Below are 13,629 nucleotides of genomic sequence, written 5' to 3' on the forward strand. Positions count from 1 at the left end.
AGGCCGCGCCGGACGCCCGGCGCGGGCCGCGGCGGGCGTCACCGGTACCGCGCCGCGATCGGGCACTCCATCGGGTCGCTGTGCCCGAGGCCCACGCGGTTGAGGTAGCGGATCACGATCCCGTAGGACTCCACCAGCCCGGCCTCCGTGTACGGGATGCCCCGCTCGGCGCAGAACTCGCGCACGATCGGCTGCACCCGCCGCAGGTTGCCCGACGCCATCCGCGGGAACACGTGGTGCTCCACCTGGAGGTTCAGGCCGCCCATCGCCCAGTCGAGGAACCGCCCGCCGCGGATGTTGCGGGAGGTGAGCACCTGCCGGCGCAGGAAGTCCACGTCGGCGTCCTTCGGGATCAACGGCATGCCCTTGTGGTTCGGCGCGAACGACGCCCCCATGTAGAGACCGAACACCATCAGCTCGACCGCGAGGAACGCGACCCCGAGCCACGGCCCGAGGGTCGCGATCACGAGCACGGGGAAGCCGATGAGCCGGATCGCGAGCAGCCACGCCTCGGCGCCGCGGTGCTTGATCGCCGGCGTGGTCGCGAGGCTGTGGATGGCGGTCGCGTGGAACACCGGACCGAACAGCGTGAGCATCGGGAAGAACAGCCAGCCCTGGCGCCGGGTCACCCAGCCGAGCAGGCCGGTGCGTCCCTCCCCCTGCCCCGGCACGAACACGAGGGCGCCGGTGGCGATGTCGCCGTCCTTGCCGATCACGTTGGGGTTGCCGTGGTGCTTGTTGTGCTTGCGGGTCCACCAGCCGTAGCTGAGCCCGACCACGAGGTTGCCGATGATCCGGGAGAACCACGCGTTGCGGGACCCGCTGGTGAACACCTGCTGGTGGGCGCCGTCGTGCGCGAGGAACGCGCCCTGGGTGAAGACGACGGCGAACCCTGCCGCCACGAGCAGCTGCCACCACGTCTGGCCCAGCGTCAGCAGCAGCACGAGCGCGACGGCCAGCTGCGCCGCCAGCGCCACGGTCCGCCACACGTACCAGCGAAACCGCCGCTCCATCAGGCCCGCGTCGCTGACACGACGCATGAGGTCGAAGTAGTCCGCGGTCTGCGGATTGCGGGCGGTGCGTGGCCGGACGGGTCGAGCAGGCGGAGCGGGCCGAGGCGGGCGGACCGGGGTGTCGATGGTCATGAACGTCACGGTAGGAACGAGGTCACGCGCTGCGCGTCCCTCGCGAGAGCCAACTTCACCCCCTACGTGAGTAGCGGGTCCTCGTCCTCGACGACGGGGATGACGGCGGTGAGCTCGAAGCCGCCGTCGTCCGTCGTGTCCGCCGTGACCGTGCCGCGGAGGGCGCCGACCCGCTCGCGGATGCCCGCCAGGCCGAGCCGGGCGCCGGGCGCGGGGTCGGCGGCCCGCTCCGCCGGGGCCGAGTTGGTGACGCGGACGGTGAGGTCGTGCTCGTCGTCGGAGATCGTGACCGCGACGGACGATCCCGGGGCATGGCGCAGGGCGTTGCTCAGGGCTTCCTGCACGACGCGGAAGGCGGTGAGGCCGACGGCGTCGGGCACCTCGGAGTCGGTCCCCGAGTAGGTGATCTCGGCGCCCGAGGCGCGGGTGGAGTCGACGAGTCCGGCGACGTCGGGCAGGCCGGGCAGGGGTGCGGTCGGCGCGGTGTCGTGCCCGCGCAGGATGCCGAGCAGGCCGCGCATCTCCCCGAGCGCGCGCCGGGAGGAGGCGGCGATCTCCGCGAACTCCTGCTGGACGGCGTCGTCGAGACCGGGCAGGCGGTATCGGGCCGTGGTGGCCTGGACGGTGATGACGGACATGGAGTGGGCGACGACGTCGTGCAGCTCGCGGGCGATGCGGTTGCGCTCCTCGAGCTCGCGGCGCCGGGCGACCTCGGCGGCGCTGAGCCGCTGGGCCTCCTCGACGCGACCGACACTCGCGATCCACAGCCGGACCAGCAGCCCGACCAGAGCGAACGCACCGCTGACCGAGAGCAGCACGACGCCGTTGGCCATGACGGCGTCGTCGGCCTGGTGGTCGATGGCGGCCGGCGCCAGAACCGTGAGCATGGCCCCGGCCGACCAGAGGGACGCGGCCCAGTACCAGGAGTGGCGCAGGGCGAGGACGAACACCGTGAGGCAGTGCGTGAGCAGTACGGTGACGGGCCACGGCCAGGGCCATCCGGGCGCGGCCCCGGCGGTGATCGGGATCAGGATCAGCGCCCCGGCGATCGACGCGCCCAGTCCCGCCCACGGCCACCGGACCGCCAGGCCCGCGGCGGAGCAGTGCAGGAGGATCCCCACCATGGCCACCGTGGGGCGGGTGCCGTAGCCGGAGGCGGTGACCGGCCAGCCGACGGCGACGAGCACGACCGTGCCGACCGAGACGACCGTCCACAGCCACACGACGGCGCGGCGCGCGGGCGAGGCGGTGGCGGCGTCGGTCCGTGTCAGGGCGCGCATGACGACCGGCAGGCGGCGTTCCCGGGGACGATTCATCGCCGTCAGACTAAGGCTCCGGCGCGGGCGCGCGCGTCACTCGTGAGAGCCAATCCCGGGACCGGTCGGTCACCTGGTCTGTTGCGACCGGGTTGCCGGGATAGGTTGAGGTCATGGCGTCCCATCCCGACACGGCCGGGCACGAGATCCGCGTGCTGGTCGTCGACGACCAATCGATGATCCGTGCCGGTTTCGCCGCGCTCCTGGACGCCCACGAGGGCATCACCGTGGTCGGGACGGCCGACGACGGTGCGGGGATCACCGAGGTCGTGCGCCGCACGCGGCCCGACATCGTGCTGATGGACATCCGCATGCCCGGCGTGAACGGCCTGGACGCGACCCGCGCGATCCTCGGCTCGCCTGGCACGCCGCCCAAGGTGATCATGCTGACCACGTTCGACGCCGACGACTACGTCTTCGCCGCGCTGCGCGCCGGCGCGAGCGGGTTCCTGCTGAAGGACTCCCCGCCGGAGGAGCTGACGCACGCGGTGCGCGTGGTGGCCGCCGGCGAGGCGCTCCTGTCCCCCAAGATCACGCGGGCCCTCATCGCCGACTACGCGGCGCGGCCGGACGCGCGGGCCCGGCCCGACGCGACGCTGTCCGGCCTGACCGATCGCGAGCTGGACGTGATGCGCCAGGTCGCGGCGGGGCTGTCCAACGCCGAGATCGCCGACACGCTGGTGCTCGCGGAGCAGACCGTCAAGTCGCACGTATCGCGCATCCTGACCAAGCTCGGGCTGCGCGACCGGACCCAGATGGTGGTGCGTGCCTACGAGTCAGGACTGGTCCGCGCGGGCCGGTAGGGCACGCTCACGGCTCAGCCGAACAGGTTCCGACTGACCAGCACGGCGATCCCCCAGACGAACAGCGCGGTGATCAGCGAGTACTCCAGCCACGCCCGCGACGGCCGTGCCTGGATCGCGTACGACATCAGCGTGATGGGTGGTGCAGGCATCCGCGGCGCCTTGTCGTCGGGCAGCTCCTGGTTGAACCGGTGGAAGCTGATCTGGATCAGGACCATGCCGGCGATCAGTCCGGTGAGGAAGCTCAGGTGCTGCATGTCCGTGAGGAAGAGCAGCACGACGAGAACGCCCGCGAGAGCGGTGTTGACCGTGTCGAAGACGCTCATCGGCCCGGGGCCCCTCGCGTACATCGCCGCGATCCGCTTGATCCTGGTCTCGTAGGGCACGACGGCCCAGAGCAAGAACTTCGCGAGGCCCTGCAGCATGAACAGCAGCAACAGGATGACGAGCACGAGTTCTGTCATGTCAGGCTCCCTTCCGGTTCCGACCCGTACCAGGTGCGCAGGACGCCCCGATCGACGAGGACGACCGAACCCGGCGGGACGCCGAGGATCCGTTCCACGGCTTCGGTGGAGGCCGCGACCGTCTCGCAGGCGGCGGCCAGGCCGGCCGGTCCGTCCTCGCCCCGGAGGAGCAGCGCGGCGAGCTCGTCGTTGAGGTCCTGGATCAGGGCCACGAGCACGCGGCCCGCACGCTCTGGATGAGCAAGCGTGAGGTCTCCCTCCGCCACGCCTTGCGCGACGATGCGCGCCAGCAGCGGCGCGATCCGGTCGGTGATCGTCGCGCGCACCTTGACGCGCACGACCGCGTTGCCGTCGGAGTACCAGACCCGCAGTATCCCAGCCAGGAGATCGCGGCGCTCGGTCTTCCACTCGCCCAGGTCCGCGAAGAACCGGCGCAGCTTCGCGACGGCGGCCAGATCGGCGTCGTCCACGACCGGCGCGAGGCGAGACGTGATCGCGGCCGACATGCGGTCCGCGAGCGCCTCGAGCAGGTCCTGCTTGGAGCCGAAGTAGTGGTAGAAGGCGCCCTTCGAGGCGCCTGCCTCGGTCAGGACGTCCTGCACGCTCATCGCCTCGAAGCCCTTGGTGTCGACCATCCGCTGGGCCGCGTCGAGGAACTCGTCGCGCCGCTGCGCGTGTGCGGCAGCGTTGACCGTCCGGGCCATTCGGTCTCCTCCGGAATTAATAAACCGACCGTCGGTCTCATTATTGCGAGACGCCGGGGGCACCGCAAGGCCCGAGCCGGTTCAGTCGGTTCTGTTCGGCGCCCGGCGCGTCGTCCGGGCGCGGGCACCCGCTGCTTCGATGACGACATGCCCGGTCTCGAACCGGCGGGCCAGAACCCTCCGGAATCGCTCACGGCGGGTCGGCTGACCGTCCCCGTCCGGCCTGGTCGGCCGGGGCCGCACCGGGGCCACCGTCAGGCGCGCCGGCTCCGGTTCGGCCGCGGGTCGGTGGAGCTCGACGTAGCCGCCCGTGGCCAGCCGGACGATCCGGCCCGTGGGGTGCCCGTGCCGGGCGACCTCACGGTCCCTGTGCTGGAGCCCCACGCAGATCCGGCGCGTCACCTCGAACGCCAGGGGCGGGCCGGCCACCAGCGCGACCTGGAGAGCCGTGATGACGGACTCGAAGCTCACGCTGAACGCCGTGGCGACGACGTCCGCGCTCGCGGCGCCCCACAGCACGCCGTAGAAGAGCGCGCCGGCGACGCCGATCCCCGTGCGCGCCGGGACGTTCCGGGGCCGGTCGAGCGTGTCGTGCTCGGCGTCATCACCCGTGACCCAGGACTCCAGATGCGGGTACACGACGACGAGGAGGAAGTAGACGGAGACGACCGCGAGCGGAACCAGGATCGCGAAGGTCCACGTCCAGCCGAACCACTCGGCCTCCCAGCCGACGGGAACCAGCCGGAGCGCCCCGTCGAGGAAGCCGATGTACCAGTCGGGCTGGCTGCCCGCGCCGACGTCACCGGCCGCCGTCGGGCCGTACGACCCGATCGGGCTGATGCTGGAGGTGGCTCCCAGCAGCACCAGGACGGCGCCGGTGATCGCGGTCAGGCCGGCGGCGCGCAGGGCGGCGTCGGGCCAGAGCCGCAGGCCGAGGGTCGCCCGGGCCGCCGGGTCGGCCGGGCCGGCCGAGCCCCGGGCGTACGCGAGGCGGGCACGCACCAGCAGGAGGACGGCGATCAGGACGGGGGCGATCGCGACGTGCACCGGGTAGAGGTTCTCGATGATCTCGCCCGGGAACCGGCCGCCGAACATCCAGGAGACGAGCCAGGTCCCGATGACGGGGATGCCCAGCACGACGCCTTCGACGATGCGCAGGCCCGTGCCGGACAGCATGTCGTCCGGCAGCGCGTATCCGCTCCAGCCCGCGACCAGGACGGCGATGAAGGCGAGGATCAGCAGGACCCAGCCCGCCCGCCGCGGCCGGCGGAACCCGCCGGTGAGGAAGACGGCGAGGATCTGCGCGATCATCGCGGCCGGCAGCACGAGTGCGGCCCAGTGGTGGGTCTGCCGCACCAGCATGCCGCCCGCCTGCTCGAGCGAGATCTCCATGGTCGAGTCGAACGCCCTGGACACCCGGGACCCGACGAGGGGCTCGTGCGGCCCGTCGTAGGCGACGAGCTCGCTGGAGGGCACGTAGGTGAACATCAGCAGCACGCCCGTGACCGCCAGGACGAGCAGGCAGGCGACCGACACGACGCCGAACAGGTTCGCCCAGTGCAGGTGGACGCGCCGTTGCCCGACCGACGCGCGCAACCGCCGGTCGAGGCGGGCGAGGGGACCCGGTCCGTGGCGGCGAGTCGCTGAACTCTGGCGGGTGAGGAGCTTTCGCATGACGACCTCCCGTTGCTCTCACCCGTACGACGAGCCGGGGCGAGCAGATGTGATGTGGCGGTCGTCACTCCACGCACGTCACTCCACGCACGTCACCAACCGCGCGTCACCACCCGCGTCGTCACACGTACGTCATCTCGACCAGACGGTCGCGCAGCGCCGCCAGCTCGTCGGCGGACGGCTCGTCGCCCCAGATCGGCTGGGCGCTGGCGCCGTCGGCCGCGGCGACGACCAGGTTGCACAGCCCTTCGGGCAGCCCGTCGTCCCGGAGCTCCTCGCGCCACCGGCGCGAGTCCTCCCGCGCGAGGTCGCCCACCGCCTCGATGGTGGACAGGTGCGCGATGAGCGCCAGTTCCTCGCGCGCCGCGGCGGCGTCCTTCGCGCCGTCGATGGTCACGCGGACGTAGGCCCGCACGAGCCGACCGGGCCCGTCGTCGTCCACGGCGACGTCGGCGAGGACGGCGGCCCGGAACCGCTCCAGGCGGTCGACCACCAGGGCCTGCAGCAGCTCGCCCTTCCCCGCGAAGTGGTAGAGCAGGCCGCCCTTGGAGACCCCCGCGCGGCGTGCGACGTCGTCGAGCGAACCCGACACCCCGCGCTCGCGCACCACCCGCGCCGCCGCGTCCAGCAGCGCGCGGCGCGTCGCCTCCCTGTCCCGTCCCGCAACCCTGCTCACCTGCTGCACCCCTCCCGGTCCAGCCGCCCACCCTGCCACAGTAAGCGACGTCACGTCTTTACTATACCGGCCAGCCGGTACAGTAAAGATCATGACCACGACCGTCCCCACCACCGCGATGTCCACCCGGCGCCGGTGGGCCGCGCTCGCCGTCCTCGTCCTGGCGGTCGGCCTGCTCGCCATCGACGGCACCGTCCTGTACCTGGCCGTCCCCTCGCTCACCCGCGACCTCGACGCGACCGCCACCGAGGTGCTCTGGATCGGCGACGTCTACTCGCTCGCCATCGCGGGCCTGCTCGTGACGATGGGCACCGTCGCCGACCGGATCGGGCGCAAGCGGCTCCTCCTGATCGGCGCCTCGGCCTTCGGCGCCGCCTCGGCGCTCGCCGCCTTCGCCCCCACCGCAGAGGTGCTCATCGGCGCCCGGCTGCTGCTCGGGGTCGCGGGGGCGACGCTCATGCCGTCGACCCTCTCCCTGATCCGCACGATCTTTCCCGACGCCCGCGAGCGCACCCGGGCGATCGCGGTCTGGTCCGCGGCGGCGGGCGCGGGGGCCGCCGCCGGACCGCTCGTGGGCGGCGTACTGCTCGAGCACTTCTGGTGGGGGTCGGTCTTCCTCGTGAACCTCCCGGTGGTCCTGGTCCTGGTCGGCGCGGGGATCGTCCTGCTGCCGGAGTCACGCGATCCCGCACCCGGCCGGCTCGACCTGCTCTCGGCGGCGCTCTCCTTCGCCGCGCTCATGCCGCTGGTCTACGGCGTGAAGCACGCGGTGAGCGACGGCCTCGACACCACGACGATCGGCGCCCTCGTGCTGGCGGTCGGCGCCGGCGTCGCGTTCGTCCGCCGTCAGAGGAGCCTCCGGAGCCGATCGCTGGCTCCGCTGCTGGACATCGACCTCTTCCGCGTGCCGGCCTTCACCGGGGCGGTGCTCGCCAACCTCATCGCGATCTTCGCCCTGACCGGGCTGCTGTTCTTCTTCTCGCAGTACCTGCAGCTCGTGCGGGAGTTCAGCCCGCTGGTGGCAGGGCTGGCGGAGCTGCCGGCGACGCTGGCGTCGATCGCCGTCGTGGCGGTGGTCGGCGTGGCCGTCGCGCGTCTGGGGCGCGGTCGCGCGATCGCCGCCGGGCTCGCCGCGACGGCCCTCGGCATGGTGGCGATCGCGGCCGCCGAGGGCACCGACCACTACGTGTGGCTCGCCCTGGCCCTCGTGCCCACGGGGTTGGGGGTCGGCCTCGCGATGACCCTGACCACGGACGCCGTCGTCTCGGCCGTGCCGCCCGCGAGGGCGGGCGCCGCGTCCGCGATCTCCGAGACGGCCTACGAGCTGGGCGCCGCGCTCGGCGTGGCGCTCCTCGGGTCGCTCGTGACGCTCGGCTACCGCGCCCGCGTCGTCGTCCCCCAGGACCTGCCCGACGACGTCGCCGCGCGCGTGTCGGACTCGCTCGCCTCCGCCGTCGCCGCCGCGAGCGACCGGCCCGAGGTCGTCGACGGCGCGCGCGAGGCCTTCGTGGGGGCGCTGCAGACGAGCTGCCTGGTCGCCGCGGCGCTGACCCTGGCCGCCGCCGTCGTGACCTGGCGCCTCATCCCGTCGGGACGAGAAGGTCGGTAGCGGCCCGGACCAGGCGGGCGAGGTGTGGCGAGCGGGATCCCTCGGACCACGCGAGCGAGATCGTGTAAGGGCTCGCGTCGGTCACGGGCCGGTAGACGATGTCGGGCCGCGGGTTGGCGTCGGCAAGGCTCCGCGGGATCAGCGCGACGGCCTGGCCCAGGGCCACCACCTCGATCAGCTGGCCGGGGTCGCTCACCGTGGGGCCCCGCACCTCGGCGCTCTCGTCCTCCGCCAGGCGGCCGCGGGTCTCGGCGACGTGGTGGTCACGGCCGGACCAGTAGGCGCGCTCCGCCGGCGTCGCCTCGGGCCACTGCGGCATCGGTTCGCCGTGCAGGTCCGCACAGCGCAGCTCCTCCCGCCGGGCGAGCGGGTGCCCGGCGGGCAGCGCGGCCGCCCGGGGCTCGGTGGTCAGCGGTTCGCTGTCCAGCCCGCGCCGGTCGAAGAAGGAGCTGACGAGGGCCACGTCGGCCCGTCCGTCGCGCACCATGTCGGCCTGCTCGCGGTACCCGCTGACGACCGTCTCGACCGGGACGGCTCCCGGAAGGCACGCGTACGCGGCCAGAATGCGTGGCAGCATGCCCGTGGCGACGCCCGGCTTGGCGGTGGCGACCAGCGTCGGCGTGTCCTGCGCCGCGCGGCTCGCGCGACGCCCGACCCCCGCGAGGACGTCCAGCGCGTACCGGGCCTCGTCGAGCAGGGTCTCCCCGAGCTCGGTGAGGCCCACCCGCCGGGTGTCGCGGTGGAACAGGGTTCCGCCGAGGCGCCGCTCGAGCTGACGGATCGCCCTCGACAGCGGCGGCTGGGCCATCCCGAGACGCTCGGCGGCACGCGAGAAGCTGAGCTCCTCGGCCACCGCGACGAAGTAACGCAGCTCGCGGACCTCGATCCCGTCCATACCCGCAGAGTATAAATCTAGACCGAGCCGGTCCTTCCCCGCCCGCCGGGCGCACTGGTGCAGTGGTGCCATGAACCTCACGACCCGACCCGTCCTCGACGACAACACCCAGCGGATCCTGTCCGACGTCGGCCTCCTCGTTCTCCGTCTCGCCGCCGGCGCCGTGTTCGTCGCACACGGCTGGGGAGACGTGTCCCAGCCCGGTGGGGCGGGCGCGAACATCGAGAACTACCGCGGCGCCGGCATCCCCCTGCCCGAGGTCAGCGCCTGGTTCGGCGCCTACATGCAGCTGATCGGCGGCGTCCTCCTGCTGTGCGGCGCCCTGACCCGCGTGGTGGCCGCCGGCCTCGCCGTCGTCATGGCCGGGGCGCTGATCTTCGTCCACCCCGGCGAGGCGCTGGTCATGGGCCAGGACGGCAGCGGCTCCGGATTCGCGTTCATCATGCTGGCGGCCTCCCTGGCGCTCGTGTGCACCGGCGCGGGCGGGCTCGCCGTCGACCGCCTGTTCGGCCGGCGCCGCACCGACGACGTCCGCTCGGAGCAGCCCAGTGGCGCGCGGTAGGGCCCGAGGCGGCACCGTCGCGGCCGTCCTCGCGGCGGTGCTCCTCCTCGGCGCGTGCGGCGGACCCGGTGACGACGGCGAGCCGCGGTCCCGCTCCGCGGAGACCGGCGGGACGTCACCGGAGTCACCGGAGCCCGCCGGACAGGGCGACCTGCTGGACCGCTTGCGCGAGGGCGGGCTGACGCTCGTCATCCGGCACGCGGCCACGGACCGGTCGGACCCGGACGACGCGGAGGTAGACCTGGACGACTGCTCGACCCAGCGCAACCTCTCCGACGAGGGTCGCACCGAGGCGGCGATGATCGGCGACGGCGTCGCCGATCTCGGGATCCCGGTCGGCGCGGTCTGGGCGAGCCCCTACTGCCGCAGCCGGGACACCGCCGAGCTGGCCTTCGGCCGGGCCGAGGTGGTCGACGGGCTGGAACGCCTCTACCCCGTCCGTGACGAGCGGGCCGACGACCGCCTGAACGACCGCATCCTGGCGGAGGCGCCCCGGCCGGGCGAGCCGAACCTGGCCATCGTCAGCCACGGCGTCTACCCCAGCGTCCTGGCCCCGGGCGTGTCGATCGCCGAGGGCGAGGCGGCCGTCTACGCGCGCGACGGCGACGACGGCTTCGACCTGATCGGACGGCTCGGCCCGCGGGAGTGGACCGAGTCGTCTCCGGACCGGGGCCGGCCGGCTTCCGCCATGGCGGAGGTCTCGGGCAGCGTCGTCGCGGTGCGTGCCCCCGGCGGCACCGGCAGCGCGTTCCGGGTCGCGGTGCCCGGCATCCTGGTGACCAGCGCGCAGGTCGTCGACGGCGCCGACGAGGTCGCCGTGCGTCTGCCCGACGGCACCGAGCTCGTCGCGCGGGTCCTCGGCCGGCGGCCCGACGTCGACATCGCCGCCCTGCGCGTCGACGACGACTCCGCGCTGCCCGCCCTCCACTCCGGCTCCGGACTGGCGGACGCCCGGCCCGGCGACCGGGTCCACGCGGTGGGCGCCGACGGCGACGTCACGACGGGCACGGTGCGCGACCTGGACTCCTCGGTCCGGGCCGGAGGCACCGAACGCCCGGTGATCCGGCTGGACCGCCGGGCACCCAGGGCGGCGACCGGCGGTCCGCTCGTCGACGAGGACGGCTACGTCCTGGGCGTGCTCACCACGACGCCCGGCGAGCCCGACGGCCTCGCGATCCCGGTCGATGTCGCCCGCGACGCTGCCCTCGGACTCGTCCGCGACGGCGAGACGTGACCCGGTGGAGCGGGCGCCGCCAGTCAGTCGTCGTCGCGGTTCGCGAACCAGGCCAGGAACAGGCCCAGAACCATCCACCCCGTCGTCGTGAGCAGTGGGACGAGCACGACGCTCCTCACGTCGTCGTCCCACGGCTCCGTGCGGGCGAGCAGCGAGACCACGGCGAGGGTGGTCACCACGGCGAGCAGGCCGCCGTCGGCCACGACCACGAAGCCCTCCACAGCGGGGGCGATCTCTTGGCCGATGGCGTCGGGGAACCACAGGGTAGGGAACGGGCCGCCGGTGCCGAGGGCGGGCCACGCGTCCGCCAGGGTCTCGTGGAACGTGGGGTCGAGCGACGCCGCGAGCAGCATCAGCCCCACCCCGGCGCCGATACCGGCCGACGTGTCCAGGCAACCTCCGCGCCCGGTGCCCGCCCTCCGGGCCGTGTACACCGGTCCGAACGTCATCCCGCCGGCGCAGTACGCCAGCCACACCGTGTAGCCCAGGATCGCGAGCCCGAACGCCAGTGCCGCGATGGCCACGATGAGCCCCCAGGCGAACAGCACGAAAGCGGCGACCACCGCACCGCCCGCGAGGAAGAACACCGAGCCCGCCCAACTGTCACCGGTGGCCCGCACCACCCCGGCCATCACCAGGGCGGGCACCGCGACCGCGGCGGCGACGAAGTAGCGCAGGTGCGCCTCCACGAATTCGGCGATCTCCGGCACCAGGAGCCACAGGACGCACAGTCCGATCGTCCCCAGGAGTATCAGGATGCCGCCCAGGAACCCGTCGCGCGTCGCGACGGCGAGGACCACGTGGATCCCCAGAACCACGGTGAGGTACAGGAGAAGCGCCAGGACCGGGTTCGCGACGACGAACTCCCACAGCCGGACGGCCAGGTATGCGAGCCAGGTCACGGCGGGCACCAGAAGCAGGCCCGTCACGCCGCCCACCACGGCCGTCGCCGCCGGACGCACCGATCCGCCGCGCACCGACCGGATCCCCGCGGCCAGCCATGTCGCGGGCAGCGCGACGAACGCGGCACCGAGAAGGAACGAGCCGATCGGTGTGTCCGTCACGGCGGCGGCCGCCGCGGACAGACCGTGGCCGAACGTGCCGAGCCAGTTCAGTACCGCCTGCGCGAACTCCGGCACCGCGGGCAGCCTGCCGGCCGCACCGAAGAGGGCCGGCATGGTGACCATCACGTACCCCAGGCCGAGCAGCGGCAGGACCACGACGAGCACCAGCGGATCCATCCCGAGGACGCGCCTCCGGCGCCAGGCACCGAACCCGTCGTCGTACCCATCCAACGCCATGTGCCCTCGCTCCGGGGAGAATGCGAACGAACCAGGACACAGCATCCCTGGCGAGTGAGGAGGCTGACAACGGCTGCCGGCAATCGTTCAGGCCCGGTTCATCTGCGCGACCGGCGCGGAACCCGGCGGGGGTGCGTCAGCGGCCCCCGCCGGGTTCCGGGATCAGCAGTACCGGGATCAGCAGTACAGGTTTCCGCCCGGGTCGACGCCGAGCCGCGCGGTGAAGTCGCGGTACTTGTCGACGCGGCTCTGCACCTGCGCCGGGTTCCCGCCGTTGCACTCGATGCTGCCGTTGATGCTCCGGATCGTCTCGCCGAACCCGGCGCCGTTCACCATCGCCGCGTGGCCCGTCATGGTGCCCGGGCCGCTCTGGGTGTTCCAGTACCAGAGCGCGGTCCGCCACGCGACGGACGAGTTGTTCTGCACCATGCTGGGGTTGTGCAGGAGATCGAGGCCCAGGTGGTCACCCGCGGCCTTGTAGTTGAAGTTCCAGCTGAGCTGGATCGGGCCGCGGCCGTAGTACTGGTCGTGGCCGGCCGGGCAGCCGTACGGCTGGGACGTGTCGCAGTAGTGCGGGTAGTTCGCCGTGTTCTGCTCCACGATGTGGACCAGGCCACCGGTCTCGTGCGAGACGTTGGCGAGGAACGCGGCGGCCTCCCGCCGCTGCACGGCGTCGCTGCCGGTGTGGGCGAAGGCCGGGAACGAGTTCATCGCGTCGACCAGCCCGGAGTACGTGTAGAACGGGTTCCGGTTCGGGAAGAACTGGTTGAACTGCGCCTCGCTCACGACGAACCCGTCGCCCGGCTCCCCGCCGCCGTCGTCACCGCCGCCACCGCCGTCGCAGGCGCCGAGCGACTCCCACACCCCCCACTGGCCGGTGGTGCCGGGCTCCTCGCCCTGGGTCCACCACTTGGCGCGCCAGGCGCCGCCGTCGTGGGTGACCGAGTTGCCCCCGACATAGACGGACCCGCTGTTCCACGGGGCCGAGTTGCACTCGGCGGGCTCGGCCTGGGCAGCGGTGCCGGGAACGAGCGTCGCTCCGGCGGTCAGGAGCGCAGCGGTGAGAACTGCGAGAAGGAGCGGCTTTCGACGGGACCTCACGTGAACCACCTCGTTCGTGTTCGGGGCGCCGCGGGCGCCCGACGTCGATTTGTTCGGGACGTTAGCAAGTGTCCGCGGCGCCACGAATGAGGGATTCCCACATGGCCGGCGTAGCGGTCGGCCGGATGTCTGATGGTCGGCCGCC

At 72.9% G+C, this 13,629-nt stretch carries 13 protein-coding genes; 4 read left to right on the forward strand and 9 right to left on the reverse strand.

Translation table 11 applies throughout. The annotated features are described in order from the left end of the window. Nucleotides 1-38 precede the first annotated feature (38 nt). Nucleotides 39-1,145, reverse strand: coding sequence for a fatty acid desaturase family protein (locus tag IIE03_RS11210; protein WP_192862842.1), 1,107 nt, complete (start codon nt 1,143-1,145; stop codon nt 39-41). Between the two features lie 62 nt (nt 1,146-1,207). Further along, entirely contained in the window at nt 1,208-2,461 is a 1,254-nt protein-coding gene (locus IIE03_RS11215) for a sensor histidine kinase (protein ID WP_192862843.1), read from the reverse strand. Between the two features lie 113 nt (nt 2,462-2,574). Between IIE03_RS11215 and IIE03_RS11220 the strand changes: the two genes are divergently transcribed. Then, nucleotides 2,575-3,264 (forward strand): response regulator, encoded by a 690-nt coding sequence (locus IIE03_RS11220; protein ID WP_192862844.1) that lies wholly within the window; start codon nt 2,575-2,577, stop codon nt 3,262-3,264. Between the two features lie 14 nt (nt 3,265-3,278). On the opposite strand, the gene IIE03_RS11225 is transcribed toward IIE03_RS11220, so the two are convergent. The 4 genes from IIE03_RS11225 to IIE03_RS11240 all read right to left on the reverse strand — a co-directional run bounded on the left by IIE03_RS11225 (nt 3,279) and on the right by IIE03_RS11240 (nt 6,782). Then, nucleotides 3,279-3,728 carry a hypothetical protein gene (locus tag IIE03_RS11225; protein ID WP_192862845.1) on the reverse strand — a complete coding sequence of 150 codons (450 nt, stop codon included), beginning with the start codon at nt 3,726-3,728 and terminating at the stop codon, nt 3,279-3,281. Next, nucleotides 3,725-4,432, reverse strand: coding sequence for a TetR/AcrR family transcriptional regulator (locus IIE03_RS11230; RefSeq protein ID WP_192862846.1), 708 nt, complete (start codon nt 4,430-4,432; stop codon nt 3,725-3,727). Before IIE03_RS11230 ends, IIE03_RS11225 begins: the two co-directional genes overlap by 4 nt. 81 nt (nt 4,433-4,513) lie before the next feature. After that, nucleotides 4,514-6,106, reverse strand: coding sequence for a cytochrome b (locus IIE03_RS11235; RefSeq protein ID WP_192862847.1), 1,593 nt, complete (start codon nt 6,104-6,106; stop codon nt 4,514-4,516). 121 nt (nt 6,107-6,227) lie between these two features. Next, nucleotides 6,228-6,782 carry a TetR/AcrR family transcriptional regulator gene (locus IIE03_RS11240; protein WP_192862848.1) on the reverse strand — a complete coding sequence of 185 codons (555 nt, stop codon included), beginning with the start codon at nt 6,780-6,782 and terminating at the stop codon, nt 6,228-6,230. Between the two features lie 91 nt (nt 6,783-6,873). Here IIE03_RS11240 and IIE03_RS11245 point away from each other — a divergent pair, with 91 nt between their 5' ends. Beyond that, nucleotides 6,874-8,391, forward strand: a complete 1,518-nt coding sequence (locus IIE03_RS11245) for an MFS transporter (protein WP_192862849.1) — start codon at nt 6,874-6,876, stop codon at nt 8,389-8,391. On the opposite strand, the gene IIE03_RS11250 is transcribed toward IIE03_RS11245, so the two are convergent. After that, nucleotides 8,363-9,286, reverse strand: a complete 924-nt coding sequence (locus tag IIE03_RS11250; RefSeq protein ID WP_192862850.1) for a LysR family transcriptional regulator — start codon at nt 9,284-9,286, stop codon at nt 8,363-8,365. The two genes, IIE03_RS11245 and IIE03_RS11250, sit on opposite strands and share 29 nt — an antisense overlap. A 70-nt stretch (nt 9,287-9,356) precedes the next feature. Here IIE03_RS11250 and IIE03_RS11255 point away from each other — a divergent pair, with 70 nt between their 5' ends. Both IIE03_RS11255 and IIE03_RS26720 read left to right on the forward strand, forming a co-directional pair. Further along, nucleotides 9,357-9,848: a DoxX family protein gene (locus tag IIE03_RS11255; RefSeq protein ID WP_192862851.1), complete on the forward strand. Its 492-nt coding sequence runs from the start codon at nt 9,357-9,359 to the stop codon at nt 9,846-9,848. Next, a complete protein-coding gene (locus IIE03_RS26720) occupies nt 9,835-11,082 on the forward strand; it encodes a trypsin-like peptidase domain-containing protein (RefSeq protein WP_192862852.1) in 1,248 nt (415 codons plus the stop codon). Before IIE03_RS11255 ends, IIE03_RS26720 begins: the two co-directional genes overlap by 14 nt. A gap of 23 nt (nt 11,083-11,105) precedes the next feature. Here the strand turns inward: IIE03_RS26720 and IIE03_RS11265 are convergent, their stop codons facing one another. Together IIE03_RS11265 and IIE03_RS11270 are read right to left on the reverse strand one after the other, a co-directional pair. Beyond that, nucleotides 11,106-12,383, reverse strand: coding sequence for a hypothetical protein (locus IIE03_RS11265; protein WP_192862853.1), 1,278 nt, complete (start codon nt 12,381-12,383; stop codon nt 11,106-11,108). Nucleotides 12,384-12,560: 177 nt separating this feature from the next. After that, complete coding sequence (locus IIE03_RS11270; RefSeq protein WP_192862854.1) at nt 12,561-13,484, reverse strand: glycoside hydrolase family 19 protein; 924 nt, start codon at nt 13,482-13,484, stop codon at nt 12,561-12,563. Nucleotides 13,485-13,629 lie beyond the last annotated feature (145 nt).

Source organism: Myceligenerans pegani, from assembly GCF_014892515.1.
Classification (GTDB): domain Bacteria; phylum Actinomycetota; class Actinomycetes; order Actinomycetales; family Cellulomonadaceae; genus Myceligenerans; species Myceligenerans pegani.

Excerpts from the sequence above, each read along its gene's own strand:
- IIE03_RS11220 (WP_192862844.1), top strand. The coding sequence starts at position 2,575 with ATGGCGTCCCATCCCGACACGGCCGGGCACGAGATCCGCGTGCTGGTC.
- IIE03_RS11245 (WP_192862849.1), top strand. The coding sequence starts at position 6,874 with ATGACCACGACCGTCCCCACCACCGCGATGTCCACCCGGCGCCGGTGG.
- IIE03_RS11250 (WP_192862850.1), bottom strand. The coding sequence starts at position 9,286 with ATGGACGGGATCGAGGTCCGCGAGCTGCGTTACTTCGTCGCGGTGGCC.
- IIE03_RS11210 (WP_192862842.1), bottom strand. The coding sequence starts at position 1,145 with ATGACCATCGACACCCCGGTCCGCCCGCCTCGGCCCGCTCCGCCTGCT.
- IIE03_RS11255 (WP_192862851.1), top strand. The coding sequence starts at position 9,357 with ATGAACCTCACGACCCGACCCGTCCTCGACGACAACACCCAGCGGATC.
- IIE03_RS11235 (WP_192862847.1), bottom strand. The coding sequence starts at position 6,106 with ATGCGAAAGCTCCTCACCCGCCAGAGTTCAGCGACTCGCCGCCACGGA.
- IIE03_RS11230 (WP_192862846.1), bottom strand. The coding sequence starts at position 4,432 with ATGGCCCGGACGGTCAACGCTGCCGCACACGCGCAGCGGCGCGACGAG.
- IIE03_RS11225 (WP_192862845.1), bottom strand. The coding sequence starts at position 3,728 with ATGACAGAACTCGTGCTCGTCATCCTGTTGCTGCTGTTCATGCTGCAG.
- IIE03_RS11215 (WP_192862843.1), bottom strand. The coding sequence starts at position 2,461 with ATGAATCGTCCCCGGGAACGCCGCCTGCCGGTCGTCATGCGCGCCCTG.
- IIE03_RS11265 (WP_192862853.1), bottom strand. The coding sequence starts at position 12,383 with ATGGCGTTGGATGGGTACGACGACGGGTTCGGTGCCTGGCGCCGGAGG.